The organism is Streptomyces sp. NPDC014734, assembly GCF_043083325.1.
In the GTDB taxonomy this organism is placed as follows: domain Bacteria; phylum Actinomycetota; class Actinomycetes; order Streptomycetales; family Streptomycetaceae; genus Streptomyces.
In genome coordinates, this window is record NZ_JBIBYN010000005.1 from 146,870 (window position 1) to 168,256 (window position 21,387).

At 72.4% G+C, this 21,387-nt stretch carries 15 protein-coding genes; 12 read left to right on the forward strand and 3 right to left on the reverse strand.

The genetic code is table 11. The features are described from left to right. Positions 1 to 4 precede the first annotated feature (4 nt). Positions 5 to 1,504 (reverse strand): protoporphyrinogen oxidase, encoded by a 1,500-nt coding sequence (gene hemG, locus ACF1CT_RS11305; protein WP_391783561.1) that lies wholly within the window; start codon positions 1,502 to 1,504, stop codon positions 5 to 7. A 128-nt stretch (positions 1,505 to 1,632) separates the two neighbouring features. On the opposite strand from hemG, the gene ACF1CT_RS11310 reads away from it, so the two are divergent. Both ACF1CT_RS11310 and ACF1CT_RS11315 read left to right on the forward strand, forming a co-directional pair. After that, positions 1,633 to 2,613 carry a DUF4349 domain-containing protein gene (locus ACF1CT_RS11310; protein ID WP_391783562.1) on the forward strand — a complete coding sequence of 327 codons (981 nt, stop codon included), beginning with the start codon at positions 1,633 to 1,635 and terminating at the stop codon, positions 2,611 to 2,613. Between the two features lie 38 nt (positions 2,614 to 2,651). Further along, the gene (locus tag ACF1CT_RS11315; protein ID WP_391783563.1) at positions 2,652 to 4,040 is read left to right on the forward strand and encodes an FAD-dependent oxidoreductase; all 1,389 of its coding nucleotides are present in this window, start codon (positions 2,652 to 2,654) and stop codon (positions 4,038 to 4,040) included. Between the two features lie 207 nt (positions 4,041 to 4,247). On the opposite strand, the gene hemE is transcribed toward ACF1CT_RS11315, so the two are convergent. Beyond that, positions 4,248 to 5,321: a uroporphyrinogen decarboxylase gene (hemE, locus tag ACF1CT_RS11320; RefSeq protein ID WP_391783564.1), complete on the reverse strand. Its 1,074-nt coding sequence runs from the start codon at positions 5,319 to 5,321 to the stop codon at positions 4,248 to 4,250. A 91-nt stretch (positions 5,322 to 5,412) separates the two neighbouring features. On the opposite strand from hemE, the gene ACF1CT_RS11325 reads away from it, so the two are divergent. The 10 genes from ACF1CT_RS11325 to ACF1CT_RS11370 all read left to right on the forward strand — a co-directional run bounded on the left by ACF1CT_RS11325 (position 5,413) and on the right by ACF1CT_RS11370 (position 20,171). Next, a complete protein-coding gene (locus ACF1CT_RS11325; RefSeq protein WP_391783565.1) occupies positions 5,413 to 6,072 on the forward strand; it encodes a DUF3000 domain-containing protein in 660 nt (219 codons plus the stop codon). A gap of 296 nt (positions 6,073 to 6,368) precedes the next feature. Beyond that, positions 6,369 to 7,031, forward strand: a complete 663-nt coding sequence (locus tag ACF1CT_RS11330) for a LuxR C-terminal-related transcriptional regulator (RefSeq protein WP_391783566.1) — start codon at positions 6,369 to 6,371, stop codon at positions 7,029 to 7,031. 117 nt (positions 7,032 to 7,148) lie between these two features. Continuing rightward, entirely contained in the window at positions 7,149 to 8,447 is a 1,299-nt protein-coding gene (locus ACF1CT_RS11335; RefSeq protein ID WP_391783567.1) for an HRDC domain-containing protein, read from the forward strand. A gap of 313 nt (positions 8,448 to 8,760) precedes the next feature. Further along, positions 8,761 to 9,987: a thiolase family protein gene (locus ACF1CT_RS11340; RefSeq protein ID WP_391783568.1), complete on the forward strand. Its 1,227-nt coding sequence runs from the start codon at positions 8,761 to 8,763 to the stop codon at positions 9,985 to 9,987. Next, positions 9,984 to 12,113 carry a 3-hydroxyacyl-CoA dehydrogenase NAD-binding domain-containing protein gene (locus ACF1CT_RS11345; RefSeq protein WP_391783569.1) on the forward strand — a complete coding sequence of 710 codons (2,130 nt, stop codon included), beginning with the start codon at positions 9,984 to 9,986 and terminating at the stop codon, positions 12,111 to 12,113. Before ACF1CT_RS11340 ends, ACF1CT_RS11345 begins: the two co-directional genes overlap by 4 nt. Before the next feature lie 377 nt (positions 12,114 to 12,490). Continuing rightward, a complete protein-coding gene (locus ACF1CT_RS11350) occupies positions 12,491 to 14,317 on the forward strand; it encodes a stealth family protein (protein ID WP_391783570.1) in 1,827 nt (608 codons plus the stop codon). After that, positions 14,314 to 15,441, forward strand: a complete 1,128-nt coding sequence (locus ACF1CT_RS11355) for a DegT/DnrJ/EryC1/StrS family aminotransferase (protein ID WP_391783571.1) — start codon at positions 14,314 to 14,316, stop codon at positions 15,439 to 15,441. Before ACF1CT_RS11350 ends, ACF1CT_RS11355 begins: the two co-directional genes overlap by 4 nt. Before the next feature lie 44 nt (positions 15,442 to 15,485). Continuing rightward, positions 15,486 to 16,463, forward strand: coding sequence for a Gfo/Idh/MocA family oxidoreductase (locus tag ACF1CT_RS11360; protein WP_391783707.1), 978 nt, complete (start codon positions 15,486 to 15,488; stop codon positions 16,461 to 16,463). A gap of 91 nt (positions 16,464 to 16,554) precedes the next feature. Continuing rightward, positions 16,555 to 18,192, forward strand: a complete 1,638-nt coding sequence (locus tag ACF1CT_RS11365; RefSeq protein ID WP_391783572.1) for a stealth family protein — start codon at positions 16,555 to 16,557, stop codon at positions 18,190 to 18,192. Next, positions 18,189 to 20,171, forward strand: a complete 1,983-nt coding sequence (locus ACF1CT_RS11370; RefSeq protein WP_391783573.1) for a glycosyltransferase — start codon at positions 18,189 to 18,191, stop codon at positions 20,169 to 20,171. Before ACF1CT_RS11365 ends, ACF1CT_RS11370 begins: the two co-directional genes overlap by 4 nt. A gap of 66 nt (positions 20,172 to 20,237) precedes the next feature. On the opposite strand, the gene ACF1CT_RS11375 is transcribed toward ACF1CT_RS11370, so the two are convergent. Further along, entirely contained in the window at positions 20,238 to 21,314 is a 1,077-nt protein-coding gene (locus ACF1CT_RS11375) for a hypothetical protein (RefSeq protein ID WP_391783574.1), read from the reverse strand. Positions 21,315 to 21,387 lie beyond the last annotated feature (73 nt).

Below are 21,387 nucleotides of genomic sequence, written 5' to 3' on the forward strand. Positions count from 1 at the left end.
ACGGCTATTGTCCCGCCTCGCTCCCTGTGCCCTGAACCAGGGTCGACGTGGCGATGATCTCTTCCCCCGAGCCTCCCCCGTCGCCGCCCGAGAGGTCGCGGACGATCTCGTCGGCGGCGCGGTGGGCACTGGCGACACAGGCCGGGATGCCGACCCCGTCGTAGACCGCTCCGCAGACCCGGAGGGCGGGCAGCTTGGCGACCTCGTCGCGGATCCGGGCGACCCGTGCCAGGTGGCCCACGGGGTACTGGGGCAGCCCGCCGATCCATCGGGTGACCTCGGTGTCCACGGGCGTCGCGGCGAGTCCGGTGGCCGCCGCGAGGTCGCGCAGCGACACGTCGACGAGTTCGCCGTCCTCACGGTGCAGGTGGTCCTCCTCGCCGTAGCGGCCGACGGAGGTGCGCAGCACGAAGAGGCCGGGCGCGGCGTCGGCGACCCAGTTCCACTTGTGGCTGGAGAAGGTGGACGCCTTGATCGTGCGGCCGTCCACCGGGGGGACGAGGAAACCGGAGCGCCCGGCGAGGGCGGCGGTGGCGGCGACGTCGGAGCGGCGGAACGCCATGGTGACCAGCGCCATCGACGCGTACTCGACACCGGCGAGTTCGGTGGAGGCGGCCGGGGACTCGGCGGCGAGCAGCGTGGAGGCGGACCAGGCGGGGGTGGCCAGCACGATGCCGTCGGCGGTGATCACCCGTGCGTCGGTGCGGACGTCCCAGCCGGTGGCGGTACGGGTGAGGCCGAGGACGGGGGTGGCGGCGAGGATCTCCCCGCCCGCCGCGCGGACCGCGTCGGCGACGGCGTCCGGCAGGGTCCCGATGCCGCCGTCGATGCCCTGGAAGACCGGTCCGGTCGCCTGCCGTGCCGCGGCCCGCTCCTGGACGCGCCGGACGCCGTCGAGCAGCGAGCCGCCCTCCCGGGCCACCTCGAACAGCTGCGGCACGGCGGCACGCATCGAGATCCGGTAGGCGTCGCCCGCGTACACGCCGCCGAGCAGCGGCTCCACCAGCCGGTCGACCACCTCGCGGCCCAGCCGGTCGGCGACGTACGCCCCGACCGCCACGTCGTCGCCGACGGCGGTGGGGGTCAGGTCCCGTTCCTGCGCGATGCGGGCGAGACCCTCCGGGGAGATCACGTCGCCGAGCGCCGCGGGGTCGCCCGGCACGCCCATCACATGGCCCTTGGGCATGGGTCGCAGGGCACCGCGCGTCCACACCGATGCGGTGGCGGTGGCGGGCGGCTGGAGACGGTCGCCCAGCCCCACGGCCCGCGCCAGGTCCACCGCCTCCGGGCGCCTGGCGAGCATCGACTCGGCACCGAGGTCGACCCGGGTGCCCGCGATCTCACCGGTCATGAGCTTGCCGCCGAGCCGGTCGGTGGCCTCCAGGAGGGTGACCCGCAGGCCGGCCCCGAGAAGCCGATGGGCTGCGGCGAGACCGGCGATGCCGCCGCCGATGACGACGACGTGCCCCGTACCCGTGTCCGCGCGGTTGTCTGAACGCTGCATGCCCCCACTCTCTCAAACCCTTTTCGAGCTCTGAACGTGACCGCTTCGAAACCGGTACCGGGCAACCCGCTCCCCGGGCACGCACGTCCAACTGGCAACGTCAACCACCGTACTCGGGGGAGCAGTTCATGCAGACGACCAGAGACCCGCACCGCCGTGCCCCGCATCGTTCGCGTACCGTCCTGGCGGCCGGGCTGCTGGCCGGCCTCCTCGCGCTGAGCGGCTGCGACGCCGGGGACAGCAGCGACACGAGCGCCGCCGACAAGGGAAGTGCGGCGGCCCCGGCGCGGGAACGGGGCGCCGCGGACGCCGCCGCCGGAAAGGCCCCGGCCGGGGCAGGCGGGGCGTCGGCGGACCGGAAGAATTCCACCGGGCTGCCCGCCGGAACCCATGTCATCCGCACCGCGACGCTCTCCGTGGAGGTGCGGAACGTGTCGGCCGCCGCCGCGGCGGCCCGCGCGGCGGCGGCCGACACGGGCGGGCTGGTGGCCGACGAGAACACCGAGCGGCCCGACGGGACGCACGAGACCTCGCGCCTCGTGCTGCGCGTTCCGCAGGACGCGTACGACGCCGTCCTGAAGAAGCTCACGGGCAGCGGGAAGCTGCTGTCGCGCACGTCGTCCGCGAAGGACGTCACCGACGAGGTGGTCGACGTGGAGAGCCGCGTCGCCTCCCAGCGGGCGAGCGTGGCACGGGTGCGAAAGCTGATGGACCGGGCCGACGCGCTCTCCGACGTGGTCACCCTGGAGGGCGAGCTGAGCAGCCGCCAGGCGGCGTTGGAGTCGCTGCTGGCGCAGCAGGCGTCGCTGAAGGACCGCACCGAACTGGCGACGATCAACCTGAATCTCTCCGAACCGGCGTCGGCGCCGGAGAAGAAGGCCGACGAGGACGACGGCCCGGGGTTCCTCGACGCGCTCGACGGCGGCTGGCACGCGTTCCTCACAGTGCTGCGCTGGGCCGCCGTCGTGGTGGGTGCCACGGCCCCGTTCCTGGCGGCGATCGCCCTGCTCCTGGTGCTGGGCCGACTGCTGCGCAACCGGGTGCGCGGACACCGGGCGGCGCGGGCGTCCGTGCCGCCGTCCCGGCCGGCGCCGCCACCGGCGTCGTAGCGTGGTTCCCCTCGGACTCGGTGTCGAAGGGACCAGGCATGGCGACGGAACGACTGGTGGTCATCGGTGGTGACGCGGCGGGCATGTCCGCCGCGTCGCAGGCCCGCAGGCTCAAGGGCCCGGACGAACTGGACATCGTCGCCTTCGAGCGGGGCCACTTCACCTCGTACTCCGCCTGCGGCATCCCGTACTGGGTCGGCGGCGACGTGGCCGAGCGGGACGATCTGATCGCCCGGACGCCCGAGGAGCACCGGGCCCGCTCCATCGATCTGCGGCTGCGCACCGAGATCACGGAGATCGACGTCGCCGGACGGCGGGTGCGGGCACTGGCCCTGGAGACCGGCGAGACGTACTGGACGGGCTTCGACAAGCTGGTGATCGCGACGGGGGCCCGGCCGGTGCGTCCGCCGCTGCCCGGCATCGACGCGCCCGGGGTGCACGGGGTGCAGACGCTGGACGACGGCCAGGCGCTGCTGGACTCGCTGGACCGGGTGGCGGCGGGGCGCCGCCGGGCGGTCGTCGTCGGGGCGGGCTACATCGGCGTCGAGATGGCCGAGGCGATGCTGAAGCGCGGCTTCGAGGTGACCGTGCTCAACCGGGGCGAGCAGCCGATGGCGACGCTCGACCCCGACATGGGCCGGCTGGTCCACGAGGCGATGGACGGCCTGGGCATCACCACGGTGAACGGGGCCGGGGCGACCGCCGTCCGCACCGGGGCGGACGGCCGGGTCGAGGCGGTCGTCGCGGGCGGCGTCCGCTACCCGGCGGACGTGGTGGTGCTCGGCATCGGCGTGGAGCCGGAGACGACGCTGGCGCGCGCCGTGGGCCTGCCGCTGGGCCCGCACGGCGGCCTGCTCACCGACCTGTCGATGCGGGTCGTCGGGCACGACGACATCTGGGCGGGCGGCGACTGCGTCGAGGTGCTCGACCTGGTGGCGGGCCGTACCCGGCACATCGCGCTGGGCACCCACGCCAACAAGCACGGGCAGGTCATCGGGGCCAACGTCGCGGGCGGCTACGGGACGTTCCCCGGGGTGGTGGGCACGGCGGTGAGCAAGGTGTGCGACCTGGAGATCGCCCGCACCGGTCTGCGCGAGAAGGACGCCCGCGCGGTCGGGCTGCGGTTCGTCACGGCGACGGTCGAGTCGACGGGCCGGGCGGGCTACTACCCGGGGGCGCGGCCCATGACGGTGAAGATGCTCGCGGAGTACCGCACCGGGCGGCTGCTCGGCACACAGATCGTGGGCCGGGAGGGCGCGGCGAAGCGGGTGGACATCGCGGCCGTGGCGCTCACGGCCGGAATGACGGTGGACGCGATGACCGCCCTGGACCTCGGCTACGCCCCGCCGTTCTCACCGGTCTGGGACCCGGTCCTGGTGGCGGCCCGCAGGACCGTGGCGGCGCTGCGGCGGGCGGGCACCGCCTGAGAGCCTGTCGGGTGGCCTCCGACCGGAAGGCGGACGTGGGCGTGGTGCGTGCGGTTCCAGGGCGCCGGGGCGGCCCGGTGGCGGAGCCGCTCGGTCATTCCGGCGACACCGGAAGCCTGCGTGCCAGGACGTGGCGGCCCGGTCAGGGGCCACCCGACAGCCCCTGAGCGGCTGTCGGGGTGCCCGGCGCCCGCCCGCGCCGCTCAGTCAGCGCGCGGTCCGCTCGTGCACGTACGCGACGAGCCGGGTCAGCGCGTCCGGGTCCATCGACGGCATCACGCCGTGGCCCAGGTTGAAGATGTGGCCCTCCAGCCCGGCGGCGGCGTCCAGCACCTCCCGGGTCTTCTCCTCCACCGTCGCGGTCGGCGCGAACAGCACCGCGGGGTCGAGGTTGCCCTGGAGCGCCTTGCCGGGGCCGACCCGGCGCGCGGCCTCGTCGAGCGGGACGCGCCAGTCGACGCCGACGACGTCCGCGCCCGCCTCGCCCATCGGGCCGAGGAGTTCACCGGTGCCGACGCCGAAGTGGATGCGCGGGACGTCGTACGGCGCGACGGCGTCGAAGACCTTCGCCGAGGCGGGCAGCACCGAACGCCGGTAGTCGGCCGGGGACAGGGCGCCCACCCAGGAGTCGAAGAGCTGCACGGCCGAGGCACCGGCCTCGATCTGCACCTTGAGGAAGGCACCGGTGATGTCGGCGAGCCGGTCGAGCAGCTCGGCCCAGAGCGCCGGATCGCCGTACATCATGGCCTTGGTGTGCTCGTGGTTGCGGGACGGGCCGCCCTCCACGAGGTAGCTCGCCAGGGTGAACGGCGCGCCCGCGAAGCCGATGAGGGGGGTGGCGCCGAGTTCGGCGATGAGCAGGCCGACGGCCTCGGTGACGTAGGAGACGTCCTCGGGCGTGAGGTCGCGCAGCCGGGCCAGGTCGGCCCGGGTGCGGAACGGCTCGGCGACGACCGGGCCGACGCCGGGCTTGATGTCGAGGTCGATCCCGATGGCCTTGAGGGGCACGACGATGTCGCTGAAGTAGATCGCGGCGTCGACCTTGTGGCGGCGCACCGGCTGCATGGTGATCTCGGCGACCAGCTCCGGCATCATGCAGGAGTCGAGCATCCCGATGCCCTCACGCACCTTCAGGTACTCCGGGAGCGAACGCCCGGCCTGGCGCATGAACCAGACCGGGGTGTGCGGCACCGGCTCGCGGCGGCACGCCTTGAGAAACGCCGACTCATGGGTGGCGGAGGTCTTCGTCTGCTGGCCCATGGGGCGATCGTTGGCACTCACACCCGGAATCTTCGCATGAAGCCGCACCCGGCCGGGCCCGCACGGGTGTCCCTCCCTGCGCGCGGCTCCGGTTCCGCCTACTCTTCCCCGCATGGCTCCGGCTCAGGAACAGTTCTCCGATCGACCCGATGGCGCTGACGGCAAGGACAGCGCGGAGGGCGGTTCCGTCCCGCCCGCGTTCCGGTCGGCGGTGGACGCGCTGCACTCGGCGCGGCTGCGCCCCGAGCTGGAGGTGGAGGCGACCCGGCCGCCCCAACGGCTCGCCCCGTACGCGTACGCGCTGGAGGCCGCGGTGGTGCAGCGCGAGGAGGATCTCGCCGACGGCCGGCTCGTGCTGCTCCACGACCCGGCCGGGCACGAGTCCTGGCACGGGACGTTCCGTCTGGTGACGCTGGTGCGCGCGGAGCTGGAGCCGGAGATGGCGTCCGATCCGCTGCTGCCGGAGGTGTGCTGGTCGTGGCTGACCGGTGCGCTGGAGGCGCGCGGGCTGCCCTACGGGGAGGCGGGCGGCACGGTGACCCGGGCGGGATCGCACTACTTCGGCGCGCTGGGCGCGCGGCGTCCGGCGACGCAGATCGAGATCCGGGCGTCGTGGACGCCGCACGAGGGCCGGGGCGGGGTGCCGGACACGGCGGCGCACCTGATGGCGTGGGGCGATCTGCTGTGCCAGATCGCCGGCCTGCCGCCGTCGGGCCCGGCCGACGCGGCGGTGGTGACGCTCCCGCAGCGGCGCGGCCCCCAGGTCCGCTGAGGCACGCACGGCCCCGGGTCCGCCGGAACGCTCGCGCCTCCCTCCCTCGCCCCTCCCTCGCCCCTCCCTCGCCTCCCCTTGCCAGTAACGCTGCGTCACATGTGACGCGGAATTACTGGCAATTTTTTCGTACAATCGATCGCACATCCGATTTGCCCGAATTGTTACGCATGAAATCGCGATCTTCCTCTAAAGGAGGACGGGTCCGCTGCCGAAGAGGTCAATGACCCTTCAAGCACGGTTCGCCCCGGCTTCATCCCCGAGCCGGCCCGTCCCGCCACTTCCCAGGAGGCCTGGTGTCCGTTCTCCTAGAGCAGCCCGCAAGCCTGGTCGCCTACCGCCCGAACAAGCCGACGGCCATGGTCGTCGTGGCCGACCCGCGCGTCCGTTCCACCGTGACCCGTCATCTGTGGGCCCTCGGAGTACGTGACGTCATCGAGGCGTCGTCCATCGCGGAGGCCCGTCCCCGCGTCGGCAACCCGCGCGACATCTGCGTTGCCGACGTCCATCTGCCCGACGGTTCCGGGCTGACCCTCTTGTCCGAGACCCGAGCCGCCGGCTGGCCGAACGGCCTCGCCCTGTCCGCCGCCGACGACATCGGCGCGGTGCGCAACGCCCTCGCGGGCGGCGTGAAGGGGTACGTCGTCACCGGCACCCGAACCAATATCGGCCACCCCACCCGCCCCGGCGCCGCCCCCATCGGCGCCCACGCCGCCCGTATGCACCGTCGTCCCCCCGGCACCCCGAGCCACCCGGGCGGCTACCGAGAGCTGTCCGGCCGCGAGGTCGAGGTCCTCCGGCTGGTCGCCGAGGGACAGTCCAACAAGGCCATCGGCGTCTCCATGGGCCTGTCCGCCCTGACCGTCAAGAGCCACCTCGCCCGGATCGCCCGCAAGCTCGGCACCGGCGACCGCGCGGGAATGGTCGCCGTCGCCCTGCGCACGGGCATCATCCACTGATCCCCCACGCCCGGCGGGTCCGCGCGACCGCACGGACCGGCTGGTTTGCATGCATCGGCGCCCGTCGACGGAACGTTCCGTCGACGGGCGCCGTACATACACGGATACCCTTGACACGTGACCGACGCCCAAGAGACCGCAGCAGACACTTCACTGCGCATCACCGGGGGCGCTCCCCCGGACGACGTCGCCCCGGCGCCGATCCCCTTGCTCGAACCTCGCGAGGGCATTCCCCCGGTGGTGGCCTCGGACGATGCCCTCGCCCGGGTGGTCGCGGCCTTCGCCGCGGGCTCCGGGCCGGTGGCCGTCGACGCCGAACGCGCCTCCGGCTACCGCTACGGCCAGCGTGCCTACCTCGTCCAACTGCGCCGCGACGGCGCGGGCAGCGCCCTGATCGACCCCGTGGGCTGCCCCGACCTGTCGGGGCTCGGCGACGTGCTGCGCGGCAGCGAGTGGATCCTGCACGCGGCCACGCAGGACCTGCCCTGCCTGCGGGAGATAGGGATGACCCCCACCGGGCTCTTCGACACCGAGCTGGCGGGACGGCTCGCCGGATTCCCGCGGGTCGGTCTCGGCGCCATGGTCGAGAGCGTGCTCGGGTACTCCCTGGAGAAGGGCCATTCCGCCGTCGACTGGTCCACCCGCCCGCTGCCCGATCCCTGGCTGCGCTACGCGGCGCTCGACGTGGAACTGCTGATCGACCTCCGCAACGCCCTGGAGGGGGAGCTCGACCGGCAGGGCAAGCTGGAGTGGGCCCGGGAGGAGTTCGAGGCGATCGCCTCGGCGCCGCCCGCTCCCCCGCGCAAGGACCCGTGGCGCCGCACCTCCGGCATGCACAAGGTCCGTCGCCGCCGCCAGATGGCGGTGGTGCGGGAGCTGTGGACCGCCCGCGACCAGGTCGCCCGGCGCCGGGACGTCTCGCCCGGCAAGGTCCTGAGCGACGCCGCGATCGTCGAGGCGGCACTCGCGCTCCCGCCGAACACGCACGCGCTCACCGCGCTGCCCGGGTTCGGGCACCGCATGGGCCGTCGGCAGCTGGAGCAGTGGCAGGCGGCCGTCGACCGGGCCAAGGCCCTGCCGGACTCGGAACTCCCCCAGCCCGGACAGGCCGTCACGGGTCCGCCGCCGCCACGCGCCTGGGCGGACAAGGACCCGGCCGCCGCGGCCCGGCTCTCGGCCGCCCGCACCGCGGTCTCGGAACTCGCCGAGCGGCTGCACATGCCGCAGGAGAACCTGATCACCCCGGACACGGTGCGCCGGGTCTGCTGGGAGCCGCCCAGGAACCCGACACCGGACGCCGTCGAGACCGCGCTCGCCGGATACGGGGCGCGGCGCTGGCAGATCGAACAAGTGGCCCCGCTCCTGTTCCGCGCGCTCGGTTCGACGGGTCGGCAGACCGCCACCGGAGGGTCGTAATCACGCCAGGTTGCACGACCGCCGCACCCGTTTCCCCGTCGCCGGACGAGCCGTTCCCTCGGCCCGTCCGGCGACGGGCGTTTTCGCCGGTCACGAGCCGTGTCCGGACGACGGCACGGCCCCCGGCGGCGCGACACGCGCGGCGCACGGGCCCGGTGGGCGCCGCCCGCGCGCCCGTTCACGCGCATGTGACCTTCGCCGCTCCGGTCACCAGGGGTGGGCAGTCTGGTTACCCGCAAGTAGCATGAGGGGACGGCGCGCCTCCGGGCGTGCCCCGCAGCAGTGCCATCCCGCACCCTGGAGGAGAGCCACCGTGCCTCGTACCATCAGGGACGTCGTCTTCGTCGACGGCGTCCGCACCCCGTTCGGCAAAGCGGGCCCGAAGGGCATCTACCACGAGACCCGCGCCGACGATCTCGTCGTGAAGGCCATCCGGGAGCTGCTGCGACGCAACCCGGCCCTGGACCCGGCCAAGATCGACGAGGTCGCCATCGCCGCCACCACCCAGATCGGCGACCAGGGGCTGACGCTGGGCCGTACCGCCGGAATCCTTGCCGGGCTGCCGCAGTCCGTCCCCGGCTACTCCATCGACCGCATGTGCGCGGGCGCCCTTACCGCCGTCACCACGACGGCCGGTTCCATCGCCTTCGGCGCGTACGACGCCGTCATCGCCGGTGGTGTCGAGCACATGGGCCGTCACCCGATGGGCGAGGGCGTCGATCCGAACCCGCGCTTCGTGTCGGAGAAGCTTGTCGACGAGTCCGCGCTGTTCATGGGCATGACCGCGGAGAACCTGCACGACCGCTACCCGCAGATCACCAAGGAGCGTGCCGACGCGTACGCGGTGCGCTCGCAGGAGAAGGCCGCCAAGGCGTACGCCGACGGCAAGATCCAGCAGGACCTGGTACCGATCTCGGTGCGCCGCACCAACGCCGAAGCGGGTGAGACGGGCTGGGGCCTGGTCACCGCCGACGAGCCGATGCGCCCGGGCACCACGCTGGAGAACCTGGCGAACCTGAAGACCCCGTTCCGCCCCCACGGCCGGGTCACCGCGGGCAACGCCGCGGGGCTCAACGACGGCGCGACGGCCTCGATCATCGCCTCCGAGGACTTCGCCCGCGAGAACGGTCTCCCGGTCAGGATGCGCCTGGTCTCCTACGCCTTCGTGGGCGTCGAGCCCGAGGTGATGGGGTACGGGCCGATCCCGGCGACCGAGAAGGCCCTCGCCAAGGCGGGCCTGTCGATCGGGGACATCGGCCTCTTCGAGATCAACGAGGCGTTCGCCGTCCAGGTCCTGGCCCTCCTTGACCACTACGGCATCGCCGACGACGACGCGCGCGTCAACCAGTACGGCGGCGCCATCGCCTACGGTCACCCGCTGGCCTCCTCCGGTGTGCGTCTGATGACGCAGCTGGCCCGCCAGTTCGAGGAGCAGCCGGAGGTCCGCTACGGCATCACCACCATGTGCGTCGGCTTCGGCATGGGCGCCACGGTCATCTGGGAGAACCCGCACCACAAGGACGCCGGAGGCAGCAAGTGAGCACCACCGCTGAGCTTTTGAAGGGTGCGGCCGAGCTGTTCCCGGACGAGGTCGTGACGTCGGCGCACGTACGCCACCTCGACCTCCCGGCCGGCGCGGGCCGTTTCGCCCTCATCACGCTGGACAACGGCCTGGACCACACCAAGCCGACCACCTTCGGACCGCAGTCGCTGGCGAACCTGAACGCCGCGATCGACCAGGTCGGGAAGGAGGCCGCCGAGGGCGCGATCGTCGGCGTCGGCATCACCGGCAAGCCGTTCATCTTCGCGGTCGGCGCCGACCTCAAGGGCGTCGAGCTGCTGAAGAACCACGCCGACGCGCTGGCCATCGGCAAGGGCGGCCACGACGTGTTCCGCCGCCTCTCCGGCCTCGCGGTCCCGACGTTCGCGTACTACAACGGCGCGGCGATGGGCGGCGGGGTCGAGGTCGGCCTGCACTGCTCGTACCGCACCGTCTCCAGGGCGCTGCCCGCGTTCTCGCTGCCCGAGGTCTTCCTCGGCCTGGTCCCGGGCTGGGGCGGCTGCGCGCTGCTCCCCAACCTGATCGGCGCCGACCGGGCGGTCTCCGTCATCATCGAGAACTCGCTGAACCAGAACCGCCAGCTCAAGGGCAAGCAGGTCTTCGAGCTCGGGATCGCGGACGCGCTCTTCGAGGGCGCGGACTTCCTGGAGCGGTCGCTGGTGTGGACCGCCGACGTGCTCAACGGCACGGTGACGGTGGAGCGCCCGGAGGTCGACCGCGGGGAGGCGTGGGACCAGGCGGTCGCCCGCGGCCGGGCCGTCGCCGACTCCAAGGTGCACGGGGCGGCCCCGGCCGCGTACCGCGCGCTGGACATCATCGCCGCGGCGAAGGACGGCGACCTGGGCGCCGGCTTCGACGCCGAGGACCAGGCCCTCGCGGACCTGATCATGGGCGGTGAGCTGCGCTCCGGGCTCTACGCCTTCAACCTGGTGCAGAAGCGCGCCAAGCGCCCGGCCGGCGCCCCGGACAAGAGCCTGGCCCGTCCGGTCACCAAGGTCGGCGTCGTGGGTGCGGGTCTGATGGCCTCGCAGCTTGCGCTGCTGTTCCTGCGCCGCCTGGAGGTGCCGGTCGTGCTGACCGACATCGACCAGGAGCGCGTGGACCGGGGCGTGGGCTACGTCCACGCCGAGATCGACAAGCTGCTCGGCAGGGGCCGGATCAACCAGGACAAGGCCAACCGCCTCAAGGCCCTGGTCACCGGCGTGCTGGACAAGGCGGACGGCTTCGGCGACGCGGACTTCATCATCGAGGCCGTGTTCGAGGAGATCGGCGTCAAGCAGCAGGTGTTCGCGGAGGTCGAGGCGGTCGCCCCGGCGCACGCGATCCTCGCCACCAACACCTCGTCCCTCTCGGTCACCGAGATGGCCTCGAAGCTCCGGCACCCGGAGCGGGTCGTCGGCTTCCACTTCTTCAACCCGGTGGCGGTCCTGCCGCTGCTGGAGATCGTCAGGGGCGAGAAGACCGACGACGCCTCGCTGGCCACGGCGTTCGGCGTGGCGAAGAAGCTGAAGAAGAGCGCGGTGCTGGTGAAGGACGCCCCGGCGTTCGTCGTCAACCGCATCCTCACCCGCTTCATGGGCGAGATCCAGAACGTCATCGACGAGGGCACCCCGGTCGGGACCGCGGAGAAGGCCATCGAGCCGCTCGGTCTGCCGATGTCCCCGCTGGTGCTGCTGGAGCTGGTGGGCCCGGCGATCGGGCTGCACGTCTCCGAGACCCTGAACCGCGCGTTCCCGGACCGGTTCACCGTCTCCGAGAACCTCGCGGCGGTCGTGGAGGCCGGCAAGCGCGGCTTCTACGTCCACGACTCCGGCAAGCCGGAACTGGACCCGGAGGTCGCCGCACTGCTGAAGCAGGGCGATGTGGTCCTGTCCGAGGAGCAGGTCCGCGACCGGGTCCTGGACGCGGTCGCCCAGGAGATCGGCCTGATGCTGGACGAGGGCGTCGTCGCCGAGGCCCAGGACATCGACCTGTGCCTGATCACCGGTGCGGGCTGGCCCTTCCACCTGGGCGGCATCACGCCGTACCTGGACCGCGAGGGGGTCTCGGAGCGGGTGAACGGAAAGAAGTTCCTGGACCGGGGCGTGGCGAGCGTGCCGGCGTAACGCGCCGGGACGCACCCCGAGAGGCCTTCACCAGAGGCACACAAGCGGAACCATGGCGGGTCGCACACAGGGCGTGTGCGGCCCGCCTTCGCATGCCCCGCAACCGGACCGCGAACGGATCATGGCCGGATCAGACCTGGATCATGGCCGAATCGGCTCGCGATCGTAGCCGAATCGGAATTTTTACTTGCAAGCTCAACCTTATTTTCTTGTTAATCTTCACCTCTGCGACACGTTTGCTTCACTTGGGCGCACAGTACGGCGGAGGCCCCACCCCACCCCCACACTCCGCCCGGCCGAGCAGCAGCGCGTGCCGCCGTCATAGGCACTGACTGCCCGGCGAGAGGCCGAGCGGGGGAGCACGAGGTAGTCGAGCGATGGGCAATCCGGAGGCCTCCACACTCGTACGCCTCTACCGGCGCCTGCTGCCGCACGCGCTGAGGCGGCGTCTGGTGAGGGTCTTCCCGGCGGACAGCCGACTGCTCCTGCAGCGGTCCCTCGCGGGGCTGGGCGGCACCTGGCGCGCCCTGCGCAAGTGGCTGAGCCTGCGCGTCGACAAGCGGCTGCGCCGGGACGCGCGCCGGGACGGCGCACTGCCCGTCTGGTCCGGGGGCAAGGTTCGCGCCGCCGAGGTCACCGAGGGCCTCACCCCCTCCGTCGCCCGGGCCACCAACCTGCTCCGCGTCTGCGAGGTCCTGGAGCGGCACGGCGTCCCGCACTTCTGCGTGCGCGGCAACTCCGTCACCCTGACCACCGTCGCGGTTCCCGCCGGCCAACGCGCCCGGGCCGAACGGGCCCTTCGGGTGAGCGCGCTCGCCGAGGGCGCGCTGCTCGCGGGCGGTGCGGCGGGAGGCCGGCCGCTCCACGCCGATCAGCGCGGCTCCTGGTCCCATTTCTCAGGCGAAACGATTCTGCGCATCTGGTGGCTGCTCACCGACCCCACCGGGCGTTGGACGCTGGGGCCGAACCACGCCTGCGCCATCGAGTTCTGGGCCGAGGAGGACGCGCTGCTGGTCGCGCCCGTGCCCAACCTCACCGCGACGGCCGTCGTCGCCGCCGAGACCCCGGTCCGGGTGCCGGTCAGCCACTTCACCGGACCGGTCAGCGGCATGCCGCACGACCTGCCGCAGGTGGGCACCCGGTCCGAATTCACGCTCTCCCTGCCGGACGAGGTCACCTTCCCGGTGGATGCCGTCTACACCTGGGTCGACGGAGCCGACCCGGAGTGGATCCGCCGCCGCGCGACCGCCCTGGGCCGCACCGACTACCACGAGCAGGCCGTCAGCGCGGCACGCTTCACCAGCCGCGACGAGCTGCGCTACTCGCTGCGCTCACTTCACCAGTTCGCCCCCTGGCTGCGCACGATCTACCTCGTCACGGACGGCCAGACACCCGCCTGGCTCGACACCTCGCATCCCGGCATCGAAGTCGTCCACCACCGCGACATCTTCACCGAGGCCGCCGCGCTGCCCACCTTCAACTCGCACGCCATCGAGAGCCAGCTGCACCACGTCCCCGGACTCTCGGACCACTTCCTGTACTTCAACGACGACGTCTTCCTGGGCCGCAGTGTGACCCCGGGCGAGTTCTTCCACGCCAACGGGCTCTCCAAGTACTTCCCCTCCAACGCGCTGGTCCCGATGACCCCGCCGTCGCCCGACGATCCGCCCTCGGAGATCGCCGCGAAGAACAACCGCGTCGTCATCGCGGGGACGTTCGACCGCGTCCTGACCCGGAAGATGAAGCACGTACCGCACTCGCTGCGCCGCGACATCCTCCAGGAGATCGAGGAACGCTACGCGACCGAGCACAAGCTGACCCAGTACTCGCGGTTCCGCAGCCCGAGCGACCTCTCGATCACCTCGTCGCTGCACCACTACTACGGACAGCAGACGAGCCGCTCGGTGGCGGGAAAGATCCGCTACACCTACCTGGACCTGGCCGCCCCCACCACCGGACGGCACCTCAACCGCCTGCTCGCCCAGCGCGATTACCACACCTTCTGCATCAACGACACGGTCGACGACCCCGATACGGCCGAGGCCCGCACGGCGATGCTGAAGACCTTCCTGGAGAACTACTTCCCCGTCCCCAGCCCCTACGAACGATCCGGCCCCGGCCTCCCCCGGTCCCCCGAGAACCCGCGGGACGAACGGCGGCCCGACCAGCACCCACGTCCCGACCTTCTCGAAATGGAACGATGACTCACGACCAGCACATGATCAGCGCAGCAGCTCCGGTGATCGGGGAGGAGGAGATCGAGGCCGCCGTGCGCGTACTGCGCAGCGGCATGGTCGTCCAGGGGCCCGAGGTCGCCGCCTTCGAGGAGGAGTTCTCGAAGATCGTCGACGGTCGGCACTGCGTCGCCGTCAACTCCGGGACCAGCGCGTTGCATCTGTCGCTGGTGGCGCTCGGCATCGGCCCCGGGGACGAGGTGATCGTCCCCTCCTTCACCTTCGCGGCGACCGCCAACGCCGTCCGCCTGGCCGGCGCGACCCCGGTCTTCGCGGACATCGAGCGCGACAGCTTCTGCCTCTCGCCGCGGGCGGCGGAGGCCGCGATCACCCCGCGCACCGCGGCGATCATGCCCGTGCACCTCTACGGGCACCCGGCCGCCATGGGCGCGTTCACCGCGCTCGCCGAACGGCACGGTCTGGCGATCGTCGAGGACGCGGCCCAGGCCCACGCCGCCTCCCTGGACGGCACCCCGGTGGGCGCGTTCGGCGCGGCCGCCTGCTTCAGCTTCTACCCGACCAAGAACATGCACAGCCTGGAGGGCGGCATGGTCACCACGGGCGACGCCTCGGTGGCCCGGACCCTGCGCCTGCTGCGCAACCAGGGAATGGAGCAGCGGTACGCCAACGAGATCGTCGGCTTCAACGTCCGCATGACCGATGTCGCCGCCGCGATCGGCCGCGTGCAGCTCCGCAGTCTGGCCGCCTGGACCCGGCAGCGCCGGGCCAACGCCGCCGTGCTCGACGCCGGTCTGCGCGGGGTCGTCACCCCGCCGGTCGCCGAGGGCGCCGGGCACGTCTACCACCAGTACACGATCCGGGTCGACGAGGAGAGCGGCGCGGACCGCGACACGGTCTCCCGCGCGTTGCGGGAGCGCGGCATCGGCAACGCCGTCTACTACCCCACACCGGTGCACCGGCTGGCTCCGTTCCGGACCGGTGAGAAGGTGCTCGGCCACACCGCCGGCGAGCTGCCCGAGACCGAACGGGCCGCGGCGCAGGCGCTGTCCGTCCCCGTCCACCCGATGCTCACCGCCGAGGAACTCGGCCGTCTGACGGCCGCCGTCAACGAGATCGTGGGGGGCCGCGCGTGAGCACGCACAAGCCGCTCCGGGCCGGGCTGATCGGCCTCGGCTCGATGGGCCGCAACCACGCCCGGGTGCTGCACGCCCTGGACGGCGTCGAACTCGTCGCCGTCGCGGACCCGGTGGCCGATCCCGGCAGCGCCCCCGCGGGGGTGCCCCTGGTGCGTTCGGTGGCCGAGCTCGCGGACGCGGGCATCGACTACGCCGTCGTCGCCTGCCCCACCGCCCTGCACGAGGAGGTCGCACTCGACCTTGCCGAACGCGGCATCCACGCGCTGATCGAGAAGCCGCTCGCGCCCTCGGTCCGGTCGGCCGAGACGATCGCCAGGGCCTTCGACAGCCGCGGCCTGGTGGCCGGCGTCGGCCACATCGAGCGCTTCAACCCGGCCCTGCGCGAACTGCGCGCCCGCCTGGATCTCGGCGAACTCGGCGACGTCCACCAGGTGGTGACGCGCCGTCAGGGTCCGTTCCCGGCCCGGATAGCCGATGTCGGCGTGGTGTACGACCTCGCCACCCACGACATCGATCTGACCGCCTGGCTCACCGGCAGCCGTTTCGAGTCCGTGAGCGCGCAGACCATCGCGCGCAGCGGGCGGCCCCACGAGGACATGGTGAGCTTCATCGGCCGTCTCTCCTCCGGAGCCATGACCAGTCACCTGGTCAACTGGCTGTCGCCGCTGAAGGAGCGGGTCACCATCGTGACGGGCGAGCGCGGATGCTTCGTGGCCGACACCCTCACCGCCGACCTGTGGTTCCACGCGAACGGCTCGCAGCCCACGGAATGGGAGGGGATCCGGCAGTTCCGGGGTGTCTTCGAGGGCGATGTGACGCGCTACGCGGTCGTGAAGCGCGAGCCCCTGCTCGTCGAGCACGAGACCTTCCGCGACGCGGTGCTCGGCAAGGAGGCCGACATCGTGACACCGGAGCAGGCCACGGACACCGTGGCGGTGGCCGAGGCCGTACTCGCGGCGGCCACGAACCGGACCGTGATCGACCTGGACCCCCGCCGGACGCCGGCCCCCGTCCGATGAGCCCGCCGGGTGCGGGCCCCACCGACCGGGCCCGCACCCACGCGGCGTCGTTCCGGCGTCCCCAGAACGCACCGATGTACTGGAGTATTCGTTGATCCACCCGATCAAGGCCCAGGTGGACCGGGGGCAGCGCCCCCTGCCCCCGGGGCTGCACGAGGTCACCGTGGGCATGCACCGCCGCCTGGCACACGTACAACCCGGCCTGACACCGCTCACGGTCCGGGGCCAGCACCTCCAGCTGGTCTCCACCGCGCTGAGCCAGGCCGGGGTGGAGCACTTCGTGGTGCCCGGGACCGAGGACACCTCGTCCGCGGTCGGCGTCCGGGACACCGAACGGAACCGGGTCGCCCAGACGCTGCGGAACCTCTTCACCCGGAGCCCGGGATACGTCCAGCGCAAGGTGCCCGTCCAGCGGACCAGCGAACTCCTGCACCTGGGCGCCCGTGAGGCGTCCTGGCAGCAGTTGGAGGCCGTCGACGTGCTGCGCGCGGTCTGGTTCCAGGCCGACCCGTCGGGCGAACTCGTCTACGGCACCGAATACGGCTGCGACATCGAGTTCTGGCGGGAGGAGGAGGGCCGGCTGCTGCCGCCGCGGATCAACCGCGGCGCGAGCTTCCTCCCCGCGCACGGGGAGATGACGCTCGTCGCGCCGCACCGCTTCTCCCGCCTCGCGCCACCGCGGGAGGAGGCCCCGCTCAAGCAGCGCCGCTGGGGCCGCAAGCCGGAACGGACCGGGCTGCCGACCCGCCAGGAGTTCGTCTGCACCGGTGCCGACGAGATCACCTTCCCCATCGACGTCGTCTACACCTGGGTGGACAGCGACGACCCGGCCTGGCAGCGGCGCCGCGCGGAGGCGTCCGGCGACGTCTTCCACGAGGAGTCGGCGAGCGCCGGGCGCTACATCAACCGTGACGAGCTGCTCTACTCGATGCGCTCGCTGCACATGTACGCCCCCTGGGTGCGGCACATCTTCCTCGTCACCGACGACCAGGTGCCGCGCTGGCTGGACGAGTCCGCCGAAGGCATCACCGTGGTCTCCCACCGGGAGATCTTCCGCGACACCGACAAGCTCCCGGTCTTCAACTCCCATGCCATCAGCGCCCAGTTGCACCGGGTACCGGGGCTGTCGGAGCACTTCATCCACTTCAACGACGACGTGTTCGTCGGGCGGCCGGTCACACCGCACGAGTTCTTCCTCCCCAACGGGGCCTCCAAGTACTACCCGGACACCGTCCGCATCCCCATGGGCCCCGTCCAGCCGGAGGACCTGCCGCACGAGGTGGCCCGCAAGAACGTCCGCGCCCTGCTGGAGGACCGGTTCGGCCGCACCATCATCGACGCGATGAAGCACACCCCGGTGCCGCTGCGGCGCAGTGTGCTGGAGGAGATGGAGCGGGAGTTCGCGGACGTGTTCCGGGCGACCGCGGCCGCGCGCTTCCGCAGCCGTACCGACATCGACGTCGGCACCTGCATGTACCCGTACTACTCCTATTTCACGGGGCGCGGCGTGCCCGACTCGATCCCGTACGCCTACCTCCACCTCTCCATGGTCCAGCTGTCCAGAAAGCTCGACAGGTTGCTCAAGCGGCGCGACGCGGCGGTCTTCTGCGTGAACGACTCCTTCACCACCGAGGACGACGTGGCCGACCAGGAGGCTCTGATCCACCCGTTCTTCGAGGCGTACTTCCCGCTCCCCAGTCCGTACGAGAAGTCCGCGGCGAAGCGATGAAGATCGAATTCCTGGTCCAGAACGCCTACGCCGCGGACGGCGCCACCCGCGCCGTGATCAATCTCGCGGACGCCCTCGCCGACACGCACGACGTCCGGATCGTCTCGGTGTTCCGCTGGCTCGACCGCCCCGCCGTCGCGCCCGCCCGCGGGGTGCGGGTGGTACCACTGCTCGACCTGCGCGAGGGGCGCCGTCCGGACAAGCGGGACGAACGGCGGCTCACCCCGTCCCGGGTCATTCCGCGCACGCAGGAGATGTCCTGGCGCTACAGCCTGCTGACGGACGACAAGGTCGAGGAGTACCTGCGGGCGAGCCAGGCACAGGTGGTGGTCGCCACCAGTCTGGAGCTGGCCGCCTACGTCTCCCGCTGGGGCAGGCCCCGGGCGCTGCGGCTGGGGCAGCTGCACCAGTTGAGCACCGCGCTCCCGGAGTCGGAGCAGAGCCGCGCGTGGGCGGGGCTCGGGCGGCTCGACGCGGTCGTGGTACCCAGCGAGGAGGAGGCGGCGGCGATCGACCGGGCGGGGCTGCCCGGGGGCATCGTGGTCCACGCCCATCCCGACTGCGTGCCCGATCCCCGGGTGCGCCCCGCCGACGAGCGGTCCCGGATCGTGATGGCGGCCGGGAAACTCGTTCCGGAGAAGCGCTTCGACCTGCTCGTCCAGGCGTTCGCCCAGGTGGCGGAGGTCCGTCCGGACTGGCAGTTGCGGATCTTCGGGACCGGGCCCGAGTACGGTCAGCTCCGGGCCCTGGTCGCCGAACTGGAGCTGTACAACCATGTGTTCCTGATGATGGAGGAACCGCGGCTGGAGGCCCGGTGGGCCGCCGCCGCCATCGCGGTGGGATCCTCGGACCGGGAGTCCTTCGGCCTCGCCCTGGCCGAGGCCATGCGCTGCGGGGTGCCCGTCGTCACCACCGCCTGCCCGGGCGGGCCGAAGGAGATCGTCCGTCACGAGGTCAACGGCCTGCTCACCCCGGTGGGCGACGCGGACGCCCTCGCCGCCGCACTGCTGCGCCTGATCGACGACGAACCGGGGCGCCTGGCCCTGGGGCGCCGGGCGCGGGAGGACGCGCGTGCCTACGGTCCCGAGGACTCGGCGGAACGGTTCGAACGGGTCATCAAGGCGGCCCGTCGCCGCCGCCGGGAGAGCCGCCCCGCCGCCGAGACCACCGTCTCCTGCGAAGTGGCGCCGAACGGGCTGATCACCCTGCGTCTGGAGGGTGTCCGGGACGGCGGCGACGGCCTCGAACTGGTCCTGCGCAGGCGGAAGGCGGCCCGCGGCGAACAACCGGTCAGGCTGCCGCTGCTGCCGGCCGGAGGACCGCTCCCCCACCGGTACGAGGCGCGGGTCCCGTCGGATCCGGGCATCCTCACGGAGGGGCGTTGGGACATCCATCTCGACATCGGTGAGGGCAGACCGGCGAAGGTCCGGCCGGGCTCGCTCGACCTGCGCGGCCTCGGACCGGTGGCCAGCAATCCCGAGTACACCGTCGTGCATCTTCCCTACGCGTCCGAGAGCGGCCATCTCGTCCTGCGCACCTGGACCCGGGAGCGTCACGCCGAGGCGACCGAGGTCTGGGTCCACGAGGGCGTCATGCACGTGCGGGGGCTGCTCCACGGCAGCGACTTCGGGTCGGCCGAGCCGCTGCTGCTGATGCGCAGGCGGGGCGTCGAGGAATCCGGCTTCTGGCTGCCCGGCGTCTCCTCGGGAGGCGCCGACTTCTCCTTCTCGCTGCCCGCGTCCGATCTGTCGGAACAGCTGGTGTCCCGGCACGAGTTGTGGGACCTGTGGGTGGGCCGACGCCACGACCCGGTGGTGGCGCGGCTGGGCCGCTTCCTGACCGACGTGGTGGACGTGAAGAGCGTCTTCGCCTACCCCACGACGGTGGTGTCCACCGACGAGGGGCGGCCGGTCATGGTGAAGCCGTACTACACGGCCGGATCCGAGCTGTCGGTCCGGGTCTCCGAGAAGGCGGAGTGACGGCGGATGGACACGACGGGAGGGCCGGGCGCGTCCGGCCGCCGGGCCCGGGCCGGCGGCCCGGACTCACAGACGGATCCAGGCCTCCAGCGCCATGCCCTGCTGGTCGGTGCGCTGCCGGGTGACGTTCAGCCGTCCGTCCCGGTCGACGGCCGCGACGACGAGTCGTCCGTCGCGGTCCGGGGCGACGGCCGGCGCGCCCGCACAGGACTGGCGGGTGTCCGCCCACCAGGCCCCGGCGGACTCCGTCTCGGTCGGGTAGGCGGTGAGGGCGACGGTGCCCGTCCCCTCCCGCTGGGCCAGCACGGTGCAGTCGTGGCCGTCGACGAGGCAGCGGCCGAGGGCCGGGGGACCGTCGCCGGAGTGGCCGCCCAGCGGGGCGGGCGCGACCTCGGGGGCGCCCTCCTCCGGCAGGCGGTGGGCGACGACTTCGCCGGACTGTTCGTCACGCCAGTAGTGGGTGACCCGGCCCTCGTAGGTCTCGGTGCCGGAGGCCGTCTGCGGCCGGGCGATGAAGACGAGGTTGGGGGCGCGGTTCAGCGAACCGCCCGGGGTCGCCTGCCGCCAGACGTAGACGCCCTTGTCGGCCGGCATGAAGAGCTCGACGCGGCCGGCCCGGGTGACGGTCACGGACAGGCCCTCGCGCACCCGCTTGCAGGGGAAGGAGGACCACTTGCCCCAGGCGCCGCCCACACCGCGGCGCCGGGTGGACACTCCTCCCGCGGCGTTGCGGACGAACACGTGGAGCACGTCGGCACCGTCGACGACGGCGACCGGTGCGCCGATGGCCGACGCCATCGCCTGATCCTTGTCGTGCGGGTTGCCGAGCGAGTGCCATCCCGTCATGGGACGGCCTGCCTGGTACTGGGTGGCGTGGACGATTTCCAGCGGCGCCTCGGAGCGGTCCGCGGTGCGCCGCAGGGCGACCACTTCGACATAGCCCGTCTCGCCCCGCGCCACGCACAGGTACGGCAGCAGCCGCTCGTCGGGGAGGAGGAGTTCGGGCGCCGTCCAGCCGTCCCGTCCCGTCGGCGATTCGGTCCAGCGGACGACGCCTCCGGCCGCGGCCGGGGCGTAGGCGGAGAGCCTGCCGTCCGACGCGGGTATCAGCCAGCCCGTGTTCGGCGGTGCCGCCGCCCGCAACTCCGGGGCCCTCAGGGCCTCGTGGGACGGTGCGGCAGAAGCCCTCCGGGAAGAAGCCGCAGCACTCCGACGT

Bases quoted from the DNA above. Each gene is read 5' to 3' on its own strand.
- ACF1CT_RS11355 (WP_391783571.1), top strand. From the start codon at position 14,314: ATGACTCACGACCAGCACATGATCAGCGCAGCAGCTCCGGTGATCGGG.
- ACF1CT_RS11325 (WP_391783565.1), top strand. From the start codon at position 5,413: ATGGCTCCGGCTCAGGAACAGTTCTCCGATCGACCCGATGGCGCTGAC.
- ACF1CT_RS11310 (WP_391783562.1), top strand. From the start codon at position 1,633: ATGCAGACGACCAGAGACCCGCACCGCCGTGCCCCGCATCGTTCGCGT.
- ACF1CT_RS11315 (WP_391783563.1), top strand. From the start codon at position 2,652: ATGGCGACGGAACGACTGGTGGTCATCGGTGGTGACGCGGCGGGCATG.
- hemG (WP_391783561.1), bottom strand. From the start codon at position 1,504: ATGCAGCGTTCAGACAACCGCGCGGACACGGGTACGGGGCACGTCGTC.
- ACF1CT_RS11370 (WP_391783573.1), top strand. From the start codon at position 18,189: ATGAAGATCGAATTCCTGGTCCAGAACGCCTACGCCGCGGACGGCGCC.
- ACF1CT_RS11350 (WP_391783570.1), top strand. From the start codon at position 12,491: ATGGGCAATCCGGAGGCCTCCACACTCGTACGCCTCTACCGGCGCCTG.
- ACF1CT_RS11360 (WP_391783707.1), top strand. From the start codon at position 15,486: ATGGGCCGCAACCACGCCCGGGTGCTGCACGCCCTGGACGGCGTCGAA.